The sequence below is a fragment of the Clostridium sp. AF23-6LB genome, assembly GCF_003461085.1.
GTDB classification, from domain to species: Bacteria; Bacillota; Clostridia; order Lachnospirales; family Lachnospiraceae; genus Coprococcus; species Coprococcus ammoniilyticus.
Genome location: NZ_QTWK01000005.1, coordinates 13,801 through 37,520, shown reverse-complemented (window position 1 = coordinate 37,520; position 23,720 = coordinate 13,801). Strand labels below are relative to the sequence as shown.

Annotated in this window: 21 protein-coding genes and 1 other RNA gene; 5 read left to right on the top strand and 17 right to left on the bottom strand. The window is 41.0% G+C overall.

The window, feature by feature from the left end:
- Positions 1-46: 46 nt before the first annotated feature.
- Positions 47-772, top strand: a complete 726-nt coding sequence (locus DWY07_RS11680; protein WP_117823286.1) for a pseudouridine synthase — start codon at positions 47-49, stop codon at positions 770-772.
- Positions 773-1,081: 309 nt separating this feature from the next.
- Here the strand turns inward: DWY07_RS11680 and DWY07_RS11675 are convergent, their stop codons facing one another.
- Positions 1,082-1,795 carry a hypothetical protein gene (locus DWY07_RS11675; protein WP_021943496.1) on the bottom strand — a complete coding sequence of 238 codons (714 nt, stop codon included), beginning with the start codon at positions 1,793-1,795 and terminating at the stop codon, positions 1,082-1,084.
- A 184-nt stretch (positions 1,796-1,979) separates the two neighbouring features.
- Here DWY07_RS11675 and rnpB point away from each other — a divergent pair.
- An RNA gene (gene rnpB, locus DWY07_RS11670) (RNase P RNA component class A) lies at positions 1,980-2,330 on the top strand.
- 191 nt (positions 2,331-2,521) lie between these two features.
- On the opposite strand, the gene DWY07_RS11665 is transcribed toward rnpB, so the two are convergent.
- From DWY07_RS11665 to DWY07_RS11625, 9 genes are all read right to left on the bottom strand, one after another.
- The gene (locus DWY07_RS11665) at positions 2,522-3,523 is read right to left on the bottom strand and encodes a nucleoside kinase (protein WP_117808763.1); all 1,002 of its coding nucleotides are present in this window, start codon (positions 3,521-3,523) and stop codon (positions 2,522-2,524) included.
- 70 nt (positions 3,524-3,593) lie between these two features.
- Entirely contained in the window at positions 3,594-4,328 is a 735-nt protein-coding gene (locus DWY07_RS11660; RefSeq protein ID WP_117808764.1) for a class I SAM-dependent methyltransferase, read from the bottom strand.
- Positions 4,329-4,346: 18 nt separating this feature from the next.
- Positions 4,347-5,480, bottom strand: coding sequence for an RNA polymerase sigma factor RpoD (rpoD, locus tag DWY07_RS11655; protein WP_021943499.1), 1,134 nt, complete (start codon positions 5,478-5,480; stop codon positions 4,347-4,349).
- 40 nt (positions 5,481-5,520) lie between these two features.
- Entirely contained in the window at positions 5,521-7,290 is a 1,770-nt protein-coding gene (gene dnaG / locus DWY07_RS11650) for a DNA primase (RefSeq protein WP_117823284.1), read from the bottom strand.
- 93 nt (positions 7,291-7,383) lie between these two features.
- On the bottom strand, positions 7,384-8,391 hold the full coding sequence (locus DWY07_RS11645; RefSeq protein WP_117823282.1) for a deoxyguanosinetriphosphate triphosphohydrolase: 1,008 nt from the start codon (positions 8,389-8,391) through the stop codon (positions 7,384-7,386).
- A 122-nt stretch (positions 8,392-8,513) separates the two neighbouring features.
- Positions 8,514-9,266: a YesL family protein gene (locus DWY07_RS11640; protein WP_117823280.1), complete on the bottom strand. Its 753-nt coding sequence runs from the start codon at positions 9,264-9,266 to the stop codon at positions 8,514-8,516.
- A gap of 132 nt (positions 9,267-9,398) precedes the next feature.
- Complete coding sequence (locus DWY07_RS11635) at positions 9,399-10,268, bottom strand: carbohydrate ABC transporter permease (protein WP_117823278.1); 870 nt, start codon at positions 10,266-10,268, stop codon at positions 9,399-9,401.
- On the bottom strand, positions 10,269-11,213 hold the full coding sequence (locus DWY07_RS11630; RefSeq protein WP_117823277.1) for a sugar ABC transporter permease: 945 nt from the start codon (positions 11,211-11,213) through the stop codon (positions 10,269-10,271).
- Between the two features lie 104 nt (positions 11,214-11,317).
- A complete protein-coding gene (locus DWY07_RS11625) occupies positions 11,318-12,754 on the bottom strand; it encodes an ABC transporter substrate-binding protein (protein ID WP_117823275.1) in 1,437 nt (478 codons plus the stop codon).
- 663 nt (positions 12,755-13,417) lie between these two features.
- Between DWY07_RS11625 and DWY07_RS11620 the strand changes: the two genes are divergently transcribed.
- On the top strand, positions 13,418-14,425 hold the full coding sequence (locus tag DWY07_RS11620) for a hypothetical protein (RefSeq protein ID WP_117823273.1): 1,008 nt from the start codon (positions 13,418-13,420) through the stop codon (positions 14,423-14,425).
- Between the two features lie 269 nt (positions 14,426-14,694).
- Here the strand turns inward: DWY07_RS11620 and DWY07_RS11610 are convergent, their stop codons facing one another.
- From DWY07_RS11610 to DWY07_RS11600, 3 genes are all read right to left on the bottom strand, one after another.
- A complete protein-coding gene (locus tag DWY07_RS11610; protein WP_173784124.1) occupies positions 14,695-15,678 on the bottom strand; it encodes a CPBP family intramembrane glutamic endopeptidase in 984 nt (327 codons plus the stop codon).
- 36 nt (positions 15,679-15,714) lie between these two features.
- On the bottom strand, positions 15,715-17,346 hold the full coding sequence (locus DWY07_RS11605; RefSeq protein WP_008401240.1) for an ATP-binding cassette domain-containing protein: 1,632 nt from the start codon (positions 17,344-17,346) through the stop codon (positions 15,715-15,717).
- Positions 17,347-17,512: 166 nt separating this feature from the next.
- Positions 17,513-17,701: a hypothetical protein gene (locus DWY07_RS11600; protein ID WP_021943509.1), complete on the bottom strand. Its 189-nt coding sequence runs from the start codon at positions 17,699-17,701 to the stop codon at positions 17,513-17,515.
- A 269-nt stretch (positions 17,702-17,970) separates the two neighbouring features.
- On the opposite strand from DWY07_RS11600, the gene DWY07_RS11595 reads away from it, so the two are divergent.
- Complete coding sequence (locus tag DWY07_RS11595) at positions 17,971-19,263, top strand: hemolysin family protein (protein ID WP_117823269.1); 1,293 nt, start codon at positions 17,971-17,973, stop codon at positions 19,261-19,263.
- Positions 19,264-19,500: 237 nt separating this feature from the next.
- On the top strand, positions 19,501-20,268 hold the full coding sequence (locus tag DWY07_RS11590; protein ID WP_226801120.1) for a DUF1836 domain-containing protein: 768 nt from the start codon (positions 19,501-19,503) through the stop codon (positions 20,266-20,268).
- Positions 20,269-20,503: 235 nt separating this feature from the next.
- On the opposite strand, the gene DWY07_RS11585 is transcribed toward DWY07_RS11590, so the two are convergent.
- The 4 genes from DWY07_RS11585 to DWY07_RS11575 all read right to left on the bottom strand — a co-directional run bounded on the left by DWY07_RS11585 (position 20,504) and on the right by DWY07_RS11575 (position 23,500).
- A complete protein-coding gene (locus tag DWY07_RS11585) occupies positions 20,504-21,526 on the bottom strand; it encodes a glycosyl hydrolase 53 family protein (RefSeq protein WP_117823267.1) in 1,023 nt (340 codons plus the stop codon).
- A 144-nt stretch (positions 21,527-21,670) separates the two neighbouring features.
- Complete coding sequence (locus DWY07_RS13485) at positions 21,671-22,057, bottom strand: beta-galactosidase (RefSeq protein ID WP_226801121.1); 387 nt, start codon at positions 22,055-22,057, stop codon at positions 21,671-21,673.
- Positions 22,058-22,176: 119 nt separating this feature from the next.
- Positions 22,177-22,308, bottom strand: coding sequence for a hypothetical protein (locus DWY07_RS13540; protein WP_264293250.1), 132 nt, complete (start codon positions 22,306-22,308; stop codon positions 22,177-22,179).
- A gap of 187 nt (positions 22,309-22,495) precedes the next feature.
- Positions 22,496-23,500 carry a LacI family DNA-binding transcriptional regulator gene (locus DWY07_RS11575; protein ID WP_117823265.1) on the bottom strand — a complete coding sequence of 335 codons (1,005 nt, stop codon included), beginning with the start codon at positions 23,498-23,500 and terminating at the stop codon, positions 22,496-22,498.
- Positions 23,501-23,720 lie beyond the last annotated feature (220 nt).

Here is a 23,720-nt window from a genome sequence, read left to right as displayed (position 1 = left end):
GGCATGGTTTTAGACTCAACAAATGAACAAAAGGCAGGTAACAGCTATGCGAATTGATAAATTTCTGGCAAATCAGGACATCGGCTCCAGATCCCAGGTAAAACAATATATTAAAAAGGGAATGATATCAATAAATGGAACGGTCTGCAAATCTCCTGAACAGAAGATTGATGAAAATACAGACCAGATTTCTTACAACGGAACGGTTATTGGCTATCAAAAGCACCACTATTACATGCTGAACAAACCGGCAGGCTGTGTCAGCGCAACCAATGACAAACTGCACACAACCATTCTGGATCTGTTAAAAGGTTCTGTTTCTGTAAAAAATCTGTTTCCTGTCGGCAGACTGGATATTGATACAGAAGGGCTGCTGCTCATCACAGATGATGGAGAACTGTCCCACAATCTCTTATCCCCATCCAAGCATGTAGCAAAAACATATTTTGCCCGTATCGACGGGCTGGTAACAGAAGAACATATCAAAGCATTCAAGGCAGGTCTGGATATCGGAGATGATAAGCCAACCAAGCCGGGCACTCTGGTCATAAAAAGCACCAATCCTGATACCAGCACCTCTGAAATTCTTCTGACGATCACCGAAGGACGTTACCATCAGGTCAAACGCTCCTTTGAAGCCCTCGGCATGAAAGTCACCTACTTAAAACGCCTGTCCATGGGTAGTCTGGCATTGGACGAAGCCCTCGCTCCCGGCGAATTCCGCGAACTGACAGAAACCGAGTTACAGGCATTAATACAGAAAATTTTTTAATTTAACTTTGCACTGATATTGTTATTCCTTATAAACATACAGAAGGGGTTCTGCCCCGGATACAGACAACCACTATAATATGACATAAGCGAGGATTTTGAAATAAGATGCACATTGCCAGTAAATGCGAGCGCTTGTTCGAGCCAAAGGCGAGTTAGCGCAGAAGCATTTACGAATCAGGCATGTGCAGCGAATCGAAACCGCAGCGAGTCATATTATAGTGGTTGTCTGTATCCGGGGCAGAACCCCTTGTATATGTTTTGTAATAAATAACAATATCCGCACAAACTACAGAAGGACATTTCCGTATTAGATCATTCCTTTGATGTACAGGATGCTGCTTGTAATTCTTCCGCCGGAATGTTTTACATAATCACGGTACTCTTCGTAGCTGATGTAGTATTTCTTACCCCATGAAGAAACGATCAGGTATTCATGACCTGCTATTTCCTCTACTCCTGTCACAACAACAAAATGGCTGTGAACATTTTTCTTCATGGAAGCAAGCATCCGCCCATCCTTTTCCACATACATATGGATTCCTTTATTTCCAAATACATTTGGTATATTCGGACCAATTGATAATACAACCGGCTTATTTTTACGGATCAAATGCCTGATCTGTTTCATCATTTCCTCGTCAGATAAAAACAGTCTCCATCTGGCACGAAGTCCAATATCATTCAGCATAAAATAACGGTTCAATGTATTCATTATCGTCACGCCTGTCATTCCTTTATACCACAGGAAAAATACATAATGCTTATAGAACCATTTCACATATTCAAGGTAATCATTTTTGTTATAAAGTCCCTTCGGCTTGTTGATCTTGCGGATTGCATCTGTCATAAGTCCGGGATTCTGTTCTGCAAGATAGATGGATATATCCGCCAGTGCGATCACTCCGCAGCCTACCTTCTGCATCTTCTTACTCTTGCACCATGACTGATTACCACCATAGCTGATCGTATTCATGTTTTTTATTCTGATATAATCTTTATTTAACAGATAATTATTCTCCATATTATTCACCCTCTTATATCAAATCTTTGATAATACTTATTATCAGGCTTCTATAGAGAGATTATAACACCCATCTCCATTCACTTCAACCATTTTTTATACCATGAGAAGTAGTTTTGAAAACCATGTTTCTGTTTCTATATTTTCCCCTTTACTTTTCGTCCCTATTCTGCTATAAAAGTAATGAGCTGGACAAGTGATCGCGGCTGTCATATGACAGGTGAGGAAAGTCCGGGCTTCACAGGGCAGGGTGCCGGATAACGTCCGGTGGAGGAAACTCCCAGGCTAGTGCAACAGAAATAAACCGCCATGTATATGGTAAGGGTGGAAAGGCGAGGTAAGAGCTCACCGCTGCTTCTGGTAACAGAACAGGCTCTGTAAACCCCACTCGAAGCAAGACCAAAAAAGCAGCTTCGGCTGTGAGACGAATGGCTGCCCGTCAAGTCTCAGGTAGGTCGCTTGAGCTTTATGGCAACATAAAGCCTAGATAGATGATCACTCTCGACATAACCCGGCTTATCGTCCAGCTTTTATCATACTGACGATAAATGGGCTGGCTATATATGTATTTCACAGAACACTCGCGTTCTATTTTCTACGTAGCGGTTCTAAACTCTCCGCTTTTCAAGCGGCTCGTTAAGCACCGACGTAGAAAAAGGTCTGTTTCATACATATATAGCCAGCCCATTTATCTGTTCATTGACTTATACAAAGTGAGAATCATCCTCAGACTTTAAAACAGCCTCCACCGATAAACTCGCGTAAGATGGAGTTTAATGGTACGACGGTTTCTTCCAATGGAAGAAACCGATCAGTCAGCTCTTTTAATCGAAGGACGTCTGAATAATATGGAGACGTTTCTTCTACTGCCATCAATAGTGGTTCAATATGTTTTTTCAGCACAGAATATTCATACAACAATCCGGAATTAAACATCACATCCGCATTGTCTTCATATGGGAATATATACCGTTCCTCTCCCTGTCTGACGGATTGCCACATCGAAAGAGTTCGTTCTATGTCATGGCCACGGGTTCGGTTATCCCGGACGATCCGGCGGATCAGCCGGCTGTCCAGTGTAGAAATCTTATCCTCTGATCCAATCATAAGCTGATTCAATGGACTGATATAGATTTTATATTTATCCTCATCTGAAAGTGCATATGACATTTTGGGATTCAGTGAATGGATTCCCTCCAGAATCAAAACATCCTGAGTCCCTATACGCAAATTATCCCCTTTGTACAGTCTTCTGCCATTCATAAAATCAAATTCCGGCAGTTCAACTGTCTGTCCGCTTAACAACTGATTCATATCATGATTCAGTAATTCTACATCCAAAGCTTCCAGACATTCAAAATTATAATTTCCATTTTCATCCTTTGGATTATCTTCCCGATTGATAAAATAATTATCAACTGCAATCGGATGCGGATGCAGTCCAAGTGCACAAAGCTGTATACTAAGCCGGTGTGAAAATGTCGTCTTTCCGGCAGAGCTTGGTCCTGCGATCATCACAATCCTTTTTTTCTCTCTGCGGATACTTCTGGCTATATCATAGATCGCATTCTGCTGCATGGCTTCACATACAAGGATCAATTCCGTGCCTTTCCCTGCTTCTACGATCTCATTGATCTTTTCAACCGAATCAGCCCCTACACGGACTGCCCATTTCTTTGCAAGCTCTTTTAAAGTCAGCACGCTGTTATGTACCGCTTTTTCGCTCATATTTCTAATAAACCTCCAAAACCCTTCTGTCAACAAAGGCCACTGATGATCATATCATCCACGATCTCTGTCATCCATCTATGCCATATACCTGCTTCAAAACTGCACAAATGGTCTTTTGTTCTGCTTTTACTGTCTTCAGCCGTTTTGCCGCATTCTCCGTATTCTTACCACTTAGGCTGTTGATCAGCCCGGCCGTTGTATCCCGCCGTTTTACCAGCCACGACCGTAAAACCGGATCTTTCTTTCGTAACAGGCTTCCACCATACATATAGCACCAGTCATCAGCAAGCTTTGAACAATCATATTCATCCTTCTGCACCATCTCATGAACCCTTACATCCAACAGGTTATAATATTTTCCGGCGTCGATCAGCATCTGTTCATCTGCAAGATGATATCCTTTTTCTGCCAGATATCGTCTGACCTTTTCAATATCCGACTGTGGTTGAAGCACAAGCTGATCACAACGTGTAACCACCTCTTCGCCGCGTTCCAGAATGTCGATCATCAACATACCGCCCATTCCAGCCAGAACAACAGCGTTTACCTCGCCCGGCACAATTGTATCAAGCCCGTCACCCATACGAATCTCAATCTGATCCGACAGGTTCATTGCTTCAATATTCCGTTTTGCTATCGCAATCGGTCCCCGTCTGACATCGGATGCGATCACCCGTTTTGCTCTGCGCTGTTCTACCAGATATATCGATACAAATGCATGATCGCAGCCGATGTCTCCGACTGCATCACACGGCTGTATCATATCTGCAACCGACTGCATCCGTTTCGACAGTTCTATCATATGCTCTCCATCCCTATTTTAGTATATATAATCTCTCAGTTTTCTGCTTCTGCTTGGATGTCTGAGCTTCCGAAGAGCCTTTGCCTCGATCTGACGGATACGCTCTCTGGTTACATTAAATTCCTTACCAACCTCTTCCAGTGTTCTTGCTCTTCCATCTTCCAGACCAAAACGAAGGGTAAGTACCTTCTTTTCACGTTCGGTCAGCGTATCAAGTACCTCAACCAACTGTTCCTTCAATAAAGTAAATGCAGCAGCATCTGCCGGAACCGGCATATTATCATCCGGAATAAAATCACCCAGATGGCTGTCTTCCTCCTCACCGATAGGTGTCTCCAAGGATACCGGTTCCTGCGAAATCTTCAAAATCTCACGCACACGTTCAACCGGAATATCCATAACCTCTGCGATCTCCTCCGGCTGTGGCTCCCTGCCAAGTTCCTGTAATAACTGTCTGGATACACGGATCAGCTTGTTGATCGTTTCTACCATATGAACCGGAATACGGATTGTTCTTGCCTGATCTGCGATTGCTCTTGTAATTGCCTGACGGATCCACCATGTTGCATATGTGGAGAATTTATAACCTTTTCTGTAGTCAAATTTTTCTACTGCTTTGATCAGTCCAAGGTTTCCTTCCTGGATCAGATCAAGGAACAGCATACCGCGTCCGACATAACGCTTTGCAATACTGACAACCAGACGGAGGTTTGCCTCTGCAAGCTTCTGTTTTGCCTGCTCATCACCTTCTTCCATACGTTTTGCCAGTTCAATTTCTTCCTCTGCACTCAGAAGAGGCACTTTACCAATTTCCTTCAAGTACATTCTGACAGGATCCTCGATGCTGACACCGTCCGGTACAGAAATGTCGATCTTATCTACATCCACATCCTCTTCCAGATCTTCTAACAGAAGCTCCTCATCGTCATCCTCTTCTGTGATCGTCAGAATATCTACATTGTGGCTCTCTAAAAATGAAAAGATCTGCTCCATCCGTTCCAGATTCAGCTCAATTTCTTTTGCATCATTAAAGTAACGTATGATCTCTGTATCTTCAATTACCATCTTTTTCTTTTTTGCCATCTCAAGCAGGCCCTGCAGCTTCGCCTGAAATTTCTCTTCAATCTGCTCTTTATTCTCTTTTGATTCCATAAATCATGATCCTCCATAAATATATAATAGTTTATCCATTCTATAAGGAAATATGCAGCTTTGTAAGATTTGCTTTGGCACGTATGAGGTTCTGCATCTCGCTTATATCATTTGTCTTTGCCAGCTTATCTTCTATACTGCTTAAACTTATCTTTTTTACAACATCGGTCACTGCATTGTTAATTTCTTCCTGCGTCATATCAATTCCGATGTTCGTCTGAAGCATCTCTGCCACCAGCCGCTGTTCCTCCAACGACTCAAATGTCGTCACGATGCTCGCAGGCTCTACCCTGCCATTCTCCCGATACTGGGAATACAGCTTATCAGCCACTACCCGGTAAACACCATCTTCAAAACAGGTTTCATCAATGATTCCATCCAGTTTCTGAAATAATCCCGGTTCGTTGACCATCCATGTCAGAAGCAGCTTCATTGGTTTATTCTTTGCCGGATCGGCAGCTCTGCTTTCATGCTCTGCCCGCCGTTCTTCCCGTTCTACAATCTCTGACCGCGGAACACCTGCAATTCCGTATTTGTGCACCAGATCTGTAAGACCTGCCTTGTCAATATGGTATAGGTTCGATACCGCTTCTATATAATTATTACGCTCCAGCACTTCTTCTATCTGTGCCAGTCGTTTTGCTGTCTCATTGTGGAAGGAGGTTCGCTCCTCCGGATCGTTCAGATTGTATTGTTCCGACAGCATACGAACCTCAAACATGATCGCGCTTTCTGCATTTTTGATCCGCTCCTCAAAGGCTTCACTGCCAAGTGTCTGAATAAATTCATCCGGGTCCTTATACGGCCGCATATTAATAACTCTCGCCGAGATACCTACTTCTCGCATGATCGATATAACCTTCAGCGTAGCCGCAACACCCGCGCCATCGCTGTCATATGCCAGATATACTTCATTTGTATATCGCTTCAATATATTGGCATGTCCAAAGGTAAATGCAGTTCCAAGTGATGCTACCGCATTATCAAAGCCCGCCTGATGCATGGATATGACATCCATATAACCCTCGCAGCAGATAAACCCTTTTCGCCGGCTTCTCCTGGCAATATTCATTGCAAACAGATTCCGGCTCTTATCAAATACAACTGTATCACTGGTGTTGATATACTTTGGTTTTCCATCACCCATGACTCGTCCGCCAAATCCGATCACCTTGCCATTGATATCCAGAATCGGAATCATCGCACGATTCCAGAACTTGTCCGATCCACCATTTTTCTCATCGATCAAAACCAGACCGGAGTCCTTTAACTCTGCATCTGTATATCCTTTTCCTTTCAGGTAACGATACAGATCATCCCGGTAAATGTCTGCATATCCCAGACCGAACTGATTGATTGTTTCATCCGAAAGGCCTCTGCCCTTAAAATACTCATAGGCTTTCTTTCCATGCTCTGTATGCCGCATGATATAATGAAAATATGCTGCTGCGGTCTTATTCATATCCCGAAGCAATATTTTATATTTCTCTCTTGATGCATCCTGTCCGGACTGATTACTCTCCGGCAGCGTCATTCCTGCCTTATCCGCCAGATACTGTACGGCTTCCGGGAATGACATATTCTCATATTCCATGATAAATGTAAATACATTTCCTCCAGCTCCGCATCCGAAACAATGATACAACTGCTTGTCCCGGTCCACCTTAAAAGACGGTGTCTTTTCATGATGGAATGGACAACAGGCTTCAAACGTCCTTCCTTTTTTCCTGAGACTGACATACCCCGATATCACATTCACGATATCATTTCTGGATATCACCTCATCTATCACTTCATCTGAATAGTACAACGACTACCCTTCCTTTCCAATTCAACTACTTTCTATCTATACGTCCATAAGGTTCTGTCTAAACACATCCTCCTTACGGATTGCAGTCTCATCTCAGACACCCTGCCATGCACTCGGAACATAAATCTCCTTAAATGTCTCGATCGCATAGTTGTCTGTCATCCCCGCTATATAATCACAAATCACCGTCGCAAGATCTTCACCCATATAGAGCATCTCTATACTTTCATTGTTCAATCTTGACTGATCCTCCATGTAATAATCATATAATATCTCTAATAACTTTTCTGCTTTTACTTCCTCGCTCTTTGCCACCGGATTCGTATACAGATATTCAAACATATATCTGCGGAGAGCTGATAATGCATCTCCGATCTCCTCCGACATCTCAACTGTATCCGTACCATAGCTTGTATCGATCACGTCATGGATCAGACAATCCAGCCGATCTCTTGTATTGCTTCCAAGAGCCTTTACAATACTGATCGGAAGATCCGATTCTTTCATAATACCACCGCGGATGGCATCATCCATATCATGGTTTACATATGCAATCTTATCTGCAAGGCGGACAATCTTTCCTTCCAATGTTGCCGGTGTACAGGAGGTCTTATGATTCAGCATACCATCCCGGACTTCCCAGGTCAGATTCAGTCCTGCTCCTTTTTTCTCCAGTTTTTCCACCACACGCACACTCTGTTCATTATGCTGAAATGACCTGCCGGAGCATCTGGACAATGCCCGTTCTCCTGCATGCCCAAATGGCGTATGCCCCAGATCATGACCAAGTGCGATTGCCTCTGTCAGATCCTCATTCAGTCGAAGTGCTCTTGCGATCGTTCTTGCAATCTGCGCCACCTCAAGGGTATGCGTCAGTCTGGTTCTGTAATGATCATCTCCCGGTGATAGAAATACCTGCGTCTTATGCTTCAGACGACGAAACGCCTTACAGTGAATGATCCGATCCCTGTCCCGCTGATAGACTGTCCGAAGATCGCACTGTTCTTCTTCCCGATCCCTGCCTCTGCTCTGATCACTGAATGATGCATAAGGATTCAGAATCTCATGTTCCTGTTGCTCCTGTTTTTCACGAATCAGCATATTTCACCATCCTCCATGGTCAATATAACGAATATAACAAAAAAGTCCGTACAATTTTATTATTCTACAGACTTTTTCTTTTTCCTTTATTTTATTTTGAAAGAATACAATTTGTTTTTCTTTTATTTTCCCTCTTCATCCACTGATTCCTGTTCATACAGTTCAGCTTCCTTTGCCGCTTCTTCCGCAGCTTTTCTCTCCTTCTCTGCAGTGTCAATGATCCTTTGTTCATTCAAACGGAATATCTTACGCATCGTATGTGTTGTTCCCCACGCAATTGCTCCAAATAAAAGCAACAACCACATATACCAGATACTCACAAACACAACCGGATATTTCACACAGATAAATATCGGGACAAACCATGCGATAACGACCTTTACCCATGACCACAGATAAGTGATTGAAAGTACCATTGCATTTCTTACCGTGATACTCAACGTATTATTATACCTTGCAATTAATGGAAATAAAAACGGTACAACAAGTGCAACTAATACTGCCTCAATTATAAGCACAAATGTATAAAATGTTGAAATAAATCCTGTTACTCGTTTGATCATAATATATTCAGCCAACATTACAGCAACTGCAACGAGCAACAGTAAAAACGCAATCGTAGATTGTTTGAAACTACGCTTAAACTCATGAATGAAACCAGAAACAACAGTTTCCTCTTCATCTTCCTGAAGTCGGATGCACATTGCATACAATGCAGTAAATGATGCACCAATCGTAAAAATCGGAATACATCCTATTACAAAACAGATATTCAGTGCAAACATTGTTCCAAATGCATCCATTGCCCGTCTCAAAAACGGTTCTTTATCCCTTCCGCTATTCTTGTTGTCTTGATTGTTTGTCATTTCATTCATCAAATTATCCTCATAAACAAAAATATAGAGAACCTGCTACCGCAGCTTCTCCTCACTTATTCAGTATATATAATGTGGGTATCGATCGCCCATGGCTTCCGATACCTACATTATATTTTATAAAAGACCTATTTACTCCTTTACACCACCAAGTGCTACACCTGCGATAATGTACTTAGAAAGGAAGAAGTACATAACCAGAATTGGAAGTACTGTAGTGAAAAGTCCACAGTAAATCTGACCCCAGTCTCTTGACTTATCATTTGCCTTTAACGCTGAAACGTACATAGGCATTGTCTGCTTCTGTCTCTCTGTTGCAAGAATAATTGAAGGTGTATACAGGTTATTCCATGATGCAACGAATCCGAAGATCGCCTGTGTTGCCATAGCCGGTTTCAACAGCGGAAGTACAATCGTATTGAATGTATGCATTTCTCCCGATCCATCGATTCTGGCTGCTTCAACGATCTCAACTGAAAGACCTGTTTCCATGTACTGCTTCATGAAATAAACAGTAGTAGGAGCAGCGATTGCCGGAATAATCAGTGCTAAGAATGATCCGTATAAGTGTGTTAAGTTACAAATCTTAATGAAACCAACGATTGATACCTGCTGAGGAATCATCATGATCGCATAAATAAAGCCCCATGCAAACTTCTTTAACTTGAAGTTATATACTGTAACTGCATAAGCTGTTAATGATCCGAAATAGATCTGCAATACTGTAGCCGGAACAGTAACCAATAAAGAGTTTAACATAGCCTGAAGTACGTTAACACCACTTGTTTTTTCACTACCTGCTAACAAACCTTTGAAGTTTGTAATAAATTCTCCACCCGGTATCAATTTAATACCTGTAACAATTTCTGTTGACTTTAAAGTAGAGTTAATGATCAAAATATAAAATGGCAATATTGACAGGAAACAAAGCAAGATACAAACGACGTATCTGACAATCTTGCCTCCTGATACTTTTGATTCTGTCTGATCCACTTTGTTCACCTACTTTCCATCCTTTGATGATTTTTCTGCTGTTAATTTGTAGAACAGTAAGCTGATAATCAGTGTGAATGCAAAAAGCATAACTGAATATGCAGCGGCTTTACCATAATCCTGTGTACCTCCGGCACTTACATACTTCTTAACCAGCATTACGACTGTTGTTGTTGAATTAACGGATGATCCACTGCCTGTTACAACTACAGGACCGCCCTCATTGAACAACTGAGGAATATCGTACATCTGTAAACCACCGATAGCTGATGTTACAAGTGTATACTGTAAGATCGGCTTTAACAATGGAAGTGTAATCTTGAAGAACTGCTGTTTAGATGAAGCACCATCCACGCTTGCAGCCTCATACAGGGATGGGTTAATACCTAAGATACCTGCACAAAGAACGATCATTGTGTTACCATACCACATCCAGAACTGAATGAAAGCAATGATGATCAATGATGCCCAGCCATGATTTAAGATACCACCCTTATCACACCAGCCAAGGTCTTTGAAAATAGTCGTGATAGGACCATTAACCTCGAACATACCGTAGAATAATACGGCGATTGTAGCTGCTGTAATAATGTTAGGCATATACATGATAACCTTGTAAATACCGCTTCCCTTTAACTTGATCTTGATGTCTGTAAACCATGCAGCAAGAAGTAAAGCCAATAAAATCTGTGGAATGAAGTTTAAGATCCACAGAACTACTGTTACCATTAATGACTGCCAGAACTCGCTACCAGTCTTTGCAAATACATAGTTTGTAAAGTTTCCAAGACCAACCGTCTCAGTTACATATCTACCATTTTTAGCGGAATAGATAAATGAATTATAAAAAGTATAAAGAAGAGGATACAGCTGAAAAACTAAGAATACAAGAAAGAATGGAATGAGAAAAAGTAAACCATATTTTCCATATTCAACTGTCTTATTCTTTTTCATTGTGTAAGAGCACCCCCTAAAAATTAATCGTTTATAGTACACACGCACCAGCAACTTTCATTACTGATGCGTGCAAATTGTGTTACTTAATCAGTTTTTAGGGATTATTCAGCTGAAATACCTAATTCTGATGCACACTTATCCTGGATATACTTAACAGCTTCATCAACTGATTTGTATGTTCCTGAATTGTATGCTGTAGAAGCTTCATCAATAAATGCCTTGATTGAAGCATCCTGGTATGTTAAGTTGCTGAGGTTAATACCTTCTGCTGATGCTGCCCATACTTCGATAGGATTCTGGCCACCAAGGAATTTAGCTGCTGCATTGTCAGCGCTAAGTTCGCCAGCGATAAGTCTAGCATTAGCTTCTTTGTTGTTTACACAGTCACCTGTCTGGTTTGTAATTTCAACACCTACGTCTGGATCACATGTTAATTCGTAAAGAAGGAATGCAGCTAACTCAGGGTTATTTGTATCCTTACCTACACATACATATGTACCGCCCCAGTGATAAGATGTAGGGCCTGTAACAGCTCCCCAGTTACCATCTGTAGCACCATTACCCTGCATTGAACCAATGAACCAAGGACATCCGAAGTAGCAGAATACCTTAGAATCATCCTTCATATCTGCTGCCCATGAATTATCCCACATAGATGTGTTGTTTGAATATTCACCATCGTAAATCTTCTTAGCTGTCTCAAGATACTCTGTAACTGACTTGTCAAGTGTAAGAGTTTCCTTTGAACCGTCATCTGTTACCCAAGGCTGTGACTGAGTATCCCAGATAGCATACTTAACATCAGGAGCACCAGACACGATCTTGTATCCAGCAGCCTTTAATGTCTCAGCTGTCTCGAAGAACTTATCCCATGAAGCAAGTGCTTCCTGAACCTTTGCAGGATCATCTGTTCCAAGAACTTTCTTAGCGATGTCTCTTCTGTAGTATACAGAACCTGCTGTTGCCTGCCATGTTACGCACTTAAGCTCGCCGTCTGTTGTACCATACTGCTTAGCGAAGTCGTATGAGTTAGCAAGCATCTCATCTGTGAAACCTAAGTCATACAGATTAGCTGTCTTTGAATCATCTTCTGACCAGTACTTAGCTACATCGTTATCAGCTGGGATAAGTGTAGGATACTTGTCTCCGCTTGTAAGAGCTGTATCAATAGCTGTCTTGTAGTCATCTGATGTTCCACCAAGACCAAGTGTTACGAACTCAACGTAATCCTTGTACTCTGGGAACTTGTCAAGAACAACGTTCAGCTTCTTTGAGAAATCTTCATCCCATGAATAAGCGTAGATCTTCTTGCTGTCATCCCATCCATCTGTACTAGGAGCTTCGATCTTAGCTGCTCCTGAAGCGTCCTCTGATGATGCTTCTTCTGATGATGCATCCTCTGATGATGCTGCCTCTGATGTTGCTTCTGATGATTTTGACTCTGTTGTTGAGTTATCTGTCTTGTCACCACAAGCAACAAGTGATAATCCCATAGCAAGTGCTAATGAAAGAGCCAATGCTTTTTTGATTTTTCTCACAAAAAAACCCTCCTTTTAAAATATGTGTGCTATTCCTTTCATTCATACTTCTGCGGATTGACATCTGCATCTGTATTATTTACTGGAATGCCTGCCACTTATTATACACAATCTGATTGACTTATCATTGGCACAATATGTCAAACATGATTATGTATGTGGCTTTCTTAAGATATTATTGACAAATTTCCTTGTCAACATAGGCTTATTATAGGACATATTATCTAATTTGGCAAGCCCTTTTTTATTCTTTTTTATCTTTTTTGTACATTTTTAAATTTTCGTTAAAAAAAATTTACCAATTTGCGACACTGCTTATTTATACTATTTCCACAATTTTAGCTCAATTGACATACAATTTAAATCTTTATCTTTCCGTTGTCTCATTTTTCGCGTAGTTGCAGTTCTCTTTCTGTATAACTCCATCTATATATAATGTGCATTGCGGATTCGTTAAAATGTATACGTTTTTACCACAACGCATATCGCTAATTCTGTTTTTTTCAAGGTACACGTCTTTATGACCTGCTAAATACATATTCTTTATATTTCATTTCTTATATTTTCATTCTTTTTTCATACTCTTTACCACGCCTGCTTCTTTTTATCCATTTCCATCTGTGTTATACTTATCATTATTATATAAGTAGAAAAGGAAACACTATGAGCAACAGCAAAAAGAAAAAGAAGAAAAACAACCATACCTCCGCAACTTCCAATGTACAGGCAAAAAAGCAGACTGCTGTGCAAACAGCAAAACCGGCTAAGGCACAAAATATCGAAACTAAACAGGAAACTGTCAATACTCAGGCTGCCGTCGAAAAGAAGGAACCGGTAAAGGTACAGACTATCGAAAACAAACAGGAGCCGCCGCACGAGTTCAAAGATCCACGCAAGGTTCCACCAAAGGAAGATCTTAAGATTGAGGACAAACTGGAATTTGCAACCATGTCCCGTAAGGAGCGTCGGGCAGCAAAAAGAAAACGATTAAAGGAAACGACCGAAGGAATGACCTTGGTGCAGAAGTTACAATACTTTTTATATGCGTATAAGATGGAGATCCTGCTACCGCTGATCGTGATCATCGCAATCAGCCTGATCGTAGTTGCATTCTTCCGCGGCAACAAACCGATTGCACTCTCCTATGCGGTTGTAAACTGTGAAGATCTGGAAGCACTTGATACCTCTGTCATAGAAGCTGATTATTGGAACTACTATGGTTTTGATGACAATTATCAATTTCAGAAAGTTCTGGATCTGAAGTATAATCCAAGCATTAGCACCAACGAAGCATCCAAAGATGCCGAAAGCGGAAACTACATTGCATTTCCTACTCTCTGTGATGAAAACTACTACGATATTATCATCACAAATAAACGGGGACTGGAATACTTAAGTGAAAGTTCGATCATTCATACACTGGGTGAAGCATTGCCTTCCGATCTGTATGATATTTTCACCGCTGATTACAACGACCAGATCACAACTTCTCCTGCTTACACAGGAAAGAGTGCTCCATATGCAATTAACATCAGCGATACCGACTTCGCAAAGAAACTGAATCCGGGATACAACGATGTCTACATCTGTTTTCCCGGCGTATCCGAGGACAACCAGAAGCGTGTCAAGCAGATCTGTAACTTCATCTTCGATCTCGGATTGGAGCTATAAATAATACCTATATAGAAGAAGATCACACAGGACTGTCTCTGAAGTGATCCAAATATAAATATACCCACTATAAATGACTTGCTGCGGTTTCTGCTCGCAACACATGCCTGATTCGTAAATACTTCTGTGCTAACTCGCCTTCGGCTCAGACAAGCACCCGTATTTACTGGCAATGTGTTGCTTGCGACGAAATCCTCGCAAACGTCATGTTATAGTGGGTATATTCATATAACGGATTCACTCCGAAGACAACCCTGTGTGATCTTCTTCTATCCAGCTATATTCTGTTTTGTTTCTTTTCTATTATAGTAAAGCATTCCGAGGACTAAGACTGCTGCCATCACGACAGTTGCCACGATGCTGCCCTCCATGCCGAATTTACCGCCCGTCAGGAATATATTTTCCGGTTTGATTTCAGAGGAAAGAACAGCACTTCCTACGTTGGTTCCGCTGACAGAGATTCCATAAAAGGTTCCCTGCACAAAATTCCACATGCTGTGGTAGCCCGCTGCACCCCAGATGTCATTTGTTTTTATCACATACAGTGACAGGAATATTCCGATCAGCAGCAGGTTGAGGAATGCCAGAATCGTAAGTCCCGGATTCAACATATGGCAGAATGCAAATGCCAGTGAATTCACAAGAACAGCTTTTACTGCCGAGCTTCGTTTCATCAGGCTTATCATAAAATATCCTCGGAATGCGATCTCCTCACTGAAGCCCTGTACCAAAAATCCGATAAAATACAAAAGCACGATCAGCAGATTGCAGTTCTGATTCCATCCCTTAATATTTATAAATCCAAGAGCAGCACCTGCAAGTACGCAAAGAGAAAAGGATACCGCGCCAATAAGCAAGCCCTGTACATAATGCTTTGCTCCATCTTTCTTAACAAGTCCCATAGAATAATAGGAACGCTTTTCTATCTTATTACAATAGATCAGAACAGAAATGATCAGGATCAGTGTACAGAATAATGTAAGTATATACATTCCGTCTGTCATATTGGTTGCCAGTTCCATCATATCCGAAAAAGATGAATCTCCGTTTAAGAACAGTCGCTGCAGTTGGTCAAACATTTCCATATCTGACAGGAACAGGTACATTTCATATATTGCAGGAATCAAACCTGCAATAAAGCTTCCGACCAGGAATACCAGGATAAACCGCCATATTTCCTTGCCAAACGAATAAATCTTTCCTTCTTCGCCTGCCCGCTTTGCAATCTCAGGCTTTTCTAATCTCATCTTCATATGAAACATCCCCTGTCTGCCATCTTAATCTCTGTCTTAATCTTCTCCATCAACATCCATGTTCATGATCTGACGTTTTCTTGCAAGCTCATCATTTGCCAGATATTCATCATATGTTGTCTGCTTATCGATCAGACCTGTATTGGTAAGTTCGATAATACGGTTTGCTGTTGTCTGTACGAACTGATGATCCTGTGACGAGAACAGAATAACACCAGGGAACTTGATCAGTCCATTATTCAATGCTGTAATAGATTCCATATCCAGATGGTTTGTAGGCTCATCTAAGATCAGGCAGTTTGGAGCCATGATCATTAGTTTGGATAACATGCAACGAACCTTTTCTCCACCGGACAGAACCTTTACTTTCTTGACACCATCGTCACCGGCAAATAACATTCTTCCAAGGAAGCCTCGTACATAAGTTGCATCCTTTTCTTCCGAATACTGTGTCAGCCAATCTACGATGATCAGGTCATTATCGAATTCCTTTGTATTGTCCTTCGGAAAATAGCCCTGTGAAGTTGTAACCCCCCACTTAAAACTTCCCTCATCCGGCTTTTCTTCTCCTGCAAGAATCTTGAACAGCATTGTCGTTGCCTTTGTATTTGGTCCGACAAATGCAATCTTATCATCATGTCCTACTGTGAATGATACATCATCTAACAGTTTCTCGCCCTCTACCGTCTTTGAGATATGTGATACAGTCAATACTTCATTTCCAATCTCTCTCTTTGGACGGAAATCAATATATGGGTATTTACGGCTGGATGGCTTGATATCATCCAGTTCGATCTTTTCCAGTGCTCTCTTTCTGGAAGTTGCCTGCTTGGACTTGGAAGCATTTGCCGAGAATCTCTGAATGAATTCCTGTAATTCCTTGATCTTCTCTTCCTTCTTCTTATTCGCTTCTTTCATCTGCTTGATCATCAACTGACTGGACTCATACCAGAAATCATAGTTACCGGCATATAACTGGATCTTTGCATAATCGATATCGGCGATCTGAGTACATACCTTATTCAAGAAATAACGGTCATGGGATACCACGATAACGGTATTCTCAAAGTTGATCAGGAATTCCTCCAACCATGCAATCGCATCCATATCCAGGTGGTTCGTAGGCTCATCGAGAAGGAGAACGTCGGGATTGCCAAATAACGCCTGCGCAAGCAGTGCCTTAACCTTCAGTCCACCATCCAGATCTTTCATCATCATATAATGATATTCTGTGTCTACACCCAGACCATTTAACAAGGTCTCCGCATCGGATTCTGCTTCCCATCCGTTCATATCCGCGAATTCACCCTCAAGTTCAGAAGCACGGATACCATCTTCATCTGTAAAATCTTCTTTTGCATAGATCGCATCTTTTTCTTTCATAATCTCATACAGACGCTTGTTTCCCATGATAACAGTATCGAGTACTGTGTATTCATCGAACTTGTAATGATCCTGCTGTAATACAGACAGACGCTCACCCTCATCCATTGTGACATCGCCCTTTGATGGTTCGATCTCTCCTGAAAGGATCTTCAAAAAGGTTGATTTACCGGCTCCGTTTGCTCCGATCAGTCCGTAGCAGTTACCCGGTACAAATTTAATATTTACATCTTCAAATAAAGCTTTCTTTCCAAATCTTAATGTTACGTTATTTGCACTTATCATCGATACACATACCTTTCCATTTTTCTAATCTAAAAGTATATCAATTAGTTGAATATGTGTCAATTATGAAAAGAACGTATGTGCCTGAAAAAGCCGGAAAAGGCTCATTTTCTAAGTCTTTTCCGGCTGACCGATCAGGGGTGAACCCTTCAGTTCTGTTTTCCTGTTATTTCAGATTCTTTACAATCGGATCATAAAGATCTAATTTACAATGTTCGTCCTTGCTGAAATGGGAACAGTTTAAGCAGCTCTTTTCACCATCCGCTTTGTTGGTCATGCTGTTGCAATGGCATGTCTTTTCATAAGCACTACAACGTTCTGCTACCTCATGATAGGTTTCTGTTGAACTTCTCATCGTTCTTACCTCCTTGACATTTGTCAGTCTTTCTCGCAGATTTCATAGATCCGGTCATGCACCAACAACATCAGGCAATGATATCTGCATAACTGTCTATTATCATCTACATGCATTAGTATCTGCATCTTCTCCGTCATTTATTCCGAACATTACCGGATAGTGTAATGTTTATGTAAAACCATCATTTCTTAGCCATTCTGTTCTTGACAAGATTTCCGCTATTCTGTACAATCAAAAGCAAAAATATTTTTAGGAGATGATCTTTTTTGCACCCCAGTACAATTATCCAGTTATTTACAATTATTCTATTGATCCTGTTGTCGGCATTCTTTTCTTCTGCCGAAACAGCTCTTACAACTGTCAATAAATTCACTCTGCGTTCAATGGCTGACAATGGGAACAAACGTGCTGCCAGAGTTCTTAAACTGATCTCTAACAGTGACAAACTGATCAGCACAATATTAATAGGTAATAACATCGTGAATATTTCAGCTTCCGCTCTTGCAACAACACTTACCACTAATTTATTTGGAAGCAAGGCAGTCGGAATCGCAACAGGAATCCTCACCCTTTTGATCCTGTTATTTGGTGAGATCACGCCGAAAACGCTTGCCCAAAATAACAGTGTTAAAATGTCAATACTTTATGTGGACGTCGTACGGTTTCTGGTATATATCTTTACCCCATTTGTGTTCATCATCAACAAGATCTCTCATGTTATTTTCTGGATCTTACGAATGGATACAAACGGAAGCGCCAAATCCATCACCGAAGACGAGCTGATCACTATGGTAAATGTCAGCGAGGAAGAAGGTGTTATTGAGAACAAAGAAAAGGAAATGATCACAAATGTAGTGGACTTCGGAGATTCCCGTGTACGTGATATTATGATTCCCCGTGCCGATGTGACCATGGTTCCTGTTACTGCTTCTTATGATGAACTGCTGAAGCAATATATGGAGGTTCCTTACACCAGACTTCCTGTTTATAAGGATTCCCGTGATAATGTCATCGGTATTCTGCATGTAAAAGATTTATTTTTTTATAAAGCAACTCATGATATCAACAATTTTGATGTTGCAAAGATCATTCGTGAACCACTCTATGTGTATGAATTTCAGAAGACAAATGATCTTCTGACTAATATGAAATCCAGTTCTAACTCCATCGGTATCGTTCTGGATGAATACGGTGTCAGCGTCGGTCTGATCTCCATGGAGGATCTGATTGAAGAGATCATCGGTGATATCAAGGATGAATACGATGATGCAGAACATAATAATATCGTAAAAATAGATGATACACACTACAGCATCGATGGTGGCATCAAGCTCGATGACTTAAATGATGCTCTGGATCTGGATATTGAATCCGAAGATTACGATTCCATCGGTGGCTATATCATTCAGTTATTAGATCACCTTCCTTCGGTCGGTGATACTGCATCCGACGGAGCAATCTCCTGTAAAGTCACAAAACTGGATAAAAAACGTGTATCCAGAGTTCTTCTTGAAATCCTGCCACAGCCGGATACCGACAATGATGACGGCAACGCATAATGAAGTCTTGTCTTATATGACTTTTACCTGTACTAAAATGCCGGTATCGTGCAGGTATACAGATTCCAATATAATTCGTAATTTATAAAAATTCTGGCAAAACGCTTGTGTTGTGGTTTTTATTCCTATATAATAGAATACTAAGGTTATAAAGTCCTGTATTTCATATCATTTACATGAAAACAGGACTTTCCTATAGAATTCATACAGATTTGGTTACGTTTGGGAGAGATTCTAATGAATAAAAATATTACTCGCAGAAAAAAATTATTACAGATCGCAACTTCTCTAAGTTACATTGATCCGGATGATATACCCGAGATTGATCTATATATGGATCAGCTAACAACCTTTATGGAGGATAAGCTGAACGCTAATAAGCGAAGCGAAGAAGACAAGACCATGACGAAGACCATGATCAACAATTATACGAAAAACAACCTTCTCCCGCCCCCTGACAAGAAGCGTTACTCCAAGGATCATCTGATCATGCTGTTGTATATTTACTACCTCAAGAACTTTGTAAGTATCACTGATATCCAGACACTTCTTGCCCCGATGAATAACAACGACTGCTATAACGGCGAGTCCCCGGTCAATATCGAAGAGGTCTACCGCAAATTATTCAATTATGAGATTGATAACTATAACGATATTATCAAGAGCATTTTATCTACCTATGATAAGGCATCCGATATGTATGATCCGGAAACAGACGCTTATCTTCATGATATGTGTATGGTATCTATGTTGTCCGTCGATGTCTATGTTAAGAAGAAATGTATCGAGCATCTGATTGATGATATGCATTCCGTTCAGGAACAAACATTGAAGCAGAATGCACAGAAAGCAAAAACTGCCGAGAAAATAAAGAGCACCGAGAAAGTTACCGTAACCGGCAAGGCAAAAACTGCCGAAAAGATTACTGCAAACAGCAAAACGAAAGCTGTGGAAAACACCAAAGCAAACAGAACAACGACCGGCAGTAAAAATAGTGGACGCTAAAGACAGCACCAAAGAATAAAAGCACGAACCCACCAGCAAATAGATCCTATGCACTATATAAATACCGCTTTTCGGAAACAGACATTTCTGTTCCGAAATAACAAAAGGCTGAATGTCTTGCACAAAAATGTACAGAGCATTCAGCCTTTTATTATATTTAAATCCACAACAGAGATCTTGAATTTTCCATACCTGTCATATCAGTTTTCTTGCCACTGCGTAATTGATATTTTTTTCATTTACAGTTTAGTCTGTTAAAATCACGGATCACAGCAAGGGCAGGCAGGGCATTTCCATCATAATCGAATAAGGCCTGATTCGCCCACTCATTTCCTCCCGGTCCTTTTTCTCCGGTATATGCAAGTGCTGCTTCTGTCGCCCAACCACATCCCGGAACCGGAATCCATGAAGGCTCCCAGTAATAGAAGCCTTCTCCACTCGGAATATCTGCGATCAGTTTCAAAAAGTCTTTCATAAATGAAGCCTGTCCTTCCTTTGTCATCGAATAATTCAGCTTCTCTACAAGCTCCGGCTTTGTCGCCATTCCTTTTAACTGATCCAGCGGTTTACCCTCGCGATCGCGATAATCTTCCATCGTGCCGTGCCAGAACGGATAATAAGACAAGCCTATAATGTCAAATGGTTCTGCTCGCTTTGTAAATTCGTCGAACCACTCCACATACATCTCATTAAAGCCACCATTGTCCAGATGGATCATGATCGGAATATCCGCCTGAATCTCTCTCACTGCACGGATTCCTGCATTCAGATACTTTGCGATCCGGTCAAACTCCGGTTTCTTACCGCCTGGCCAGAGCAGACCATTTGTCAGCTCATTTGCAACCTGTACCATTTCCGGAAGCAGGCCTTTGTCTTTTAGTGTCTGCATGACTTCTTTTGTATACTGATATACCGCTGCCTCCAATTCGTCCTCGTTCATACCCTGCCATGCTTTTAGTGTCGTCTGTTTTCCCGGATCCGCCCAGAAATCACTGTAATGAAGATCCAGCAGATATCCAATTTGATATTTTTTTGCACGTCCGGCAAGAATAATCACTTTATTCAAATCGTTGGTCCCTGCGCCATATGGGGTACCATCCGGCGCATATGGATCATTCCAGAGTCTTAATCTCACAGAATTTGTACCATATGCTTTCAAAATAGCAAATAAATCCTGTTCTACACCATTATCATAATACCTCGCACCACAGGTTTCTTCCTCCAGCAGGGTGGAAATATCCATTCCTTTTATAAACATAACATCCTCCTTTTAATACAGCTTCTGCCTATATATCTTTCAAAAATCAACTTCATACTTCCGCAGCCTGCTTTTACAGTTTTTTATCTGCCGTCCTGCGTTTATTAGGCATCTTTTACGGAGCAGTACTGATGATCTTTTAATTTATATTTTCCCTTTTATAATCATCACATTTTTTGCATCAACAGAGATTTTTCCGTTTACAACCTGTCCACTCAGAAGTTCTGTCACATTCAGAAGTTCTGCCGCCACATCGCCCTCATTGATATAAAAGGCATAACGGTGTGTATCCGTATAACGCTCATGATATTCCACGTTCTCAGGCAGTTCCTTTATCCGGATTCCTGCATTTGTAATCAGCTCTTTGATCAGTTCTGTCATCTTCCGATAATCAAGTCCGTCATAGAGCTGCATAAAATTCGTTGTAACCGGGCGATCCGGAGTCAGCTTCTTCACCAGATCAATCTCAAATTCCATATAATCATTCATATTCCATGTCGTGAATCTCTTCCATTCCAGATTTAAGCCCATAATACTGTACTCGCCATTTTCATAACTTCTACCTCTTATCTTTCTTTTATATTCAGCGCGGATGCGCCACCCTACAAACTTTAATTATATTTATCCAAAGAAAAAAATTCTCTCGTAGCTTACATATAGCACCATATAGATCCATCTTTAACCCTTATAAAACATGCTTTTTTCTTCTGGTCATGATTCCAGCTCACAATCTCATCATCATCGATAGTTACTGTTATTCCTTTGTTCATTACAAATTCCATAAAAACCCACCTTTCTCTACCCCCTATTATTTTACTAATCCTTTTTATAGCGGAGCGCATCGACCTTTGACACGCTCCAAGAAAAAGGATGGGAACTCATGCGTTGAGAGGGGGGGAAAAACAACGCATAAAAAAAGTAAGTACAACACACAATTCATGTGTTGCACTTACTTTACAACGAATAATTTTATTTTTCTGTGTATTCCATACAGGATTCCCTGACGATCAGATTACAAGGAATCTCCGCCTTTAACGGAGTACGGATACTAAGGTTTGATGCAGCATAGATCAGATTAGCACCATGCTGTCCCATATCATATGCCGGAGCATTTACGGTTGTAAGTGCAGGAACTGTATACTCACTAAGCTCTGTGTTATTAAAGCCAACAAGCGATATATCCTCCGGCACTTCCATATCCGCTTCCTTGAATGCCTTTAATGCTCCTACTGCAAGAGCATCACTGGCTGCAAAGATTGCACTTGGACGTTCGTCAGCTTCTGCTATTACTTTCCCCATCTCATAACCAGAGAATGTATTGAAGCTTCCCTCATACAAATATTTCTCATACGGGAGTTTTTTCTCCTTCATATATGCAATGTATTCTTCTAGTCTCGGATCTACCAGAAGCTCATGATCGCCCACAAACTCTTTACCACCCATGAAACCGATCTTACGATGTCCCAGATGATACAGATAGTCAAGTGCATCCCGTACTGCCTGTTTGAAGTCCATTGTCAGGGATGTAATGTTGTAGTTCTCAACCTTCATATCCAGAAATACGATATTACTGCATATCTCTATAAATGATTTTACTTCCTCATGCGCAAACTTACCCAGACAGATAATTCCATCACAACCACGCAGCATGTCCAGATAGTTGCTGTCATTCCGAAATACCCGAACCAGTTCAATCGACTGGCTGATACAGAAATCCTCGATTCCCTTTCTTGCGGACAGATAATAACTATCCTTCATCTCATCCTCTGCGGAAAACCAGAGTACAAGACCAAGTTGGAATGACTTCTTCAATCTGGCTGACTTTTTCTTTGTATAGTGTAGCTCTTTTGCTGTCCGAAGGACTCTTTCCTTAGTCTCCGGTAAAACATTTAATGTCGGATCATCGTTCAAAATTCTTGAAACTGTAGCCGGTGACACATTTGCCCGTCTCGCAATATCCTTGATTGTCGTCATAATGTACCTCTTTACTCCATATTTATTGGATAAATTTACTATATTTTTACTAACTTAGTGTAACAGATTTCTTTTTATTTTTCAATTACTTTTTCAGTAAATCTTTACTAAAGTGTGGTTGACATTTTACTAAACATATGTTATCCTGTCACTATAAAGAACAAACAGACTTAGGAAAACAGGCACATCTGTACAAGTAAACACACATTTACGCATCGTA

Bases quoted from the DNA above. Each gene is read 5' to 3' on its own strand.
- DWY07_RS11680 (WP_117823286.1), top strand. From the start codon at position 47: ATGCGAATTGATAAATTTCTGGCAAATCAGGACATCGGCTCCAGATCC.
- DWY07_RS11675 (WP_021943496.1), bottom strand. From the start codon at position 1,795: ATGGAGAATAATTATCTGTTAAATAAAGATTATATCAGAATAAAAAAC.
- DWY07_RS11665 (WP_117808763.1), bottom strand. From the start codon at position 3,523: ATGAGCGAAAAAGCGGTACATAACAGCGTGCTGACTTTAAAAGAGCTT.
- DWY07_RS11660 (WP_117808764.1), bottom strand. From the start codon at position 4,328: ATGATAGAACTGTCGAAACGGATGCAGTCGGTTGCAGATATGATACAG.
- rpoD (WP_021943499.1), bottom strand. From the start codon at position 5,480: ATGGAATCAAAAGAGAATAAAGAGCAGATTGAAGAGAAATTTCAGGCG.
- DWY07_RS11645 (WP_117823282.1), bottom strand. From the start codon at position 8,391: ATGCTGATTCGTGAAAAACAGGAGCAACAGGAACATGAGATTCTGAAT.
- DWY07_RS11640 (WP_117823280.1), bottom strand. From the start codon at position 9,266: ATGAATGAAATGACAAACAATCAAGACAACAAGAATAGCGGAAGGGAT.
- DWY07_RS11630 (WP_117823277.1), bottom strand. From the start codon at position 11,213: ATGAAAAAGAATAAGACAGTTGAATATGGAAAATATGGTTTACTTTTT.
- DWY07_RS11620 (WP_117823273.1), top strand. From the start codon at position 13,418: ATGAGCAACAGCAAAAAGAAAAAGAAGAAAAACAACCATACCTCCGCA.
- DWY07_RS11610 (WP_173784124.1), bottom strand. From the start codon at position 15,678: ATGAAGATGAGATTAGAAAAGCCTGAGATTGCAAAGCGGGCAGGCGAA.
- DWY07_RS11605 (WP_008401240.1), bottom strand. From the start codon at position 17,346: ATGATAAGTGCAAATAACGTAACATTAAGATTTGGAAAGAAAGCTTTA.
- DWY07_RS11600 (WP_021943509.1), bottom strand. From the start codon at position 17,701: ATGAGAAGTTCAACAGAAACCTATCATGAGGTAGCAGAACGTTGTAGT.
- DWY07_RS11590 (WP_226801120.1), top strand. From the start codon at position 19,501: ATGAATAAAAATATTACTCGCAGAAAAAAATTATTACAGATCGCAACT.
- DWY07_RS11585 (WP_117823267.1), bottom strand. From the start codon at position 21,526: ATGTTTATAAAAGGAATGGATATTTCCACCCTGCTGGAGGAAGAAACC.
- DWY07_RS13485 (WP_226801121.1), bottom strand. From the start codon at position 22,057: ATGGGCTTAAATCTGGAATGGAAGAGATTCACGACATGGAATATGAAT.
- DWY07_RS13540 (WP_264293250.1), bottom strand. From the start codon at position 22,308: ATGGAATTTGTAATGAACAAAGGAATAACAGTAACTATCGATGATGAT.
- DWY07_RS11575 (WP_117823265.1), bottom strand. From the start codon at position 23,500: ATGACGACAATCAAGGATATTGCGAGACGGGCAAATGTGTCACCGGCT.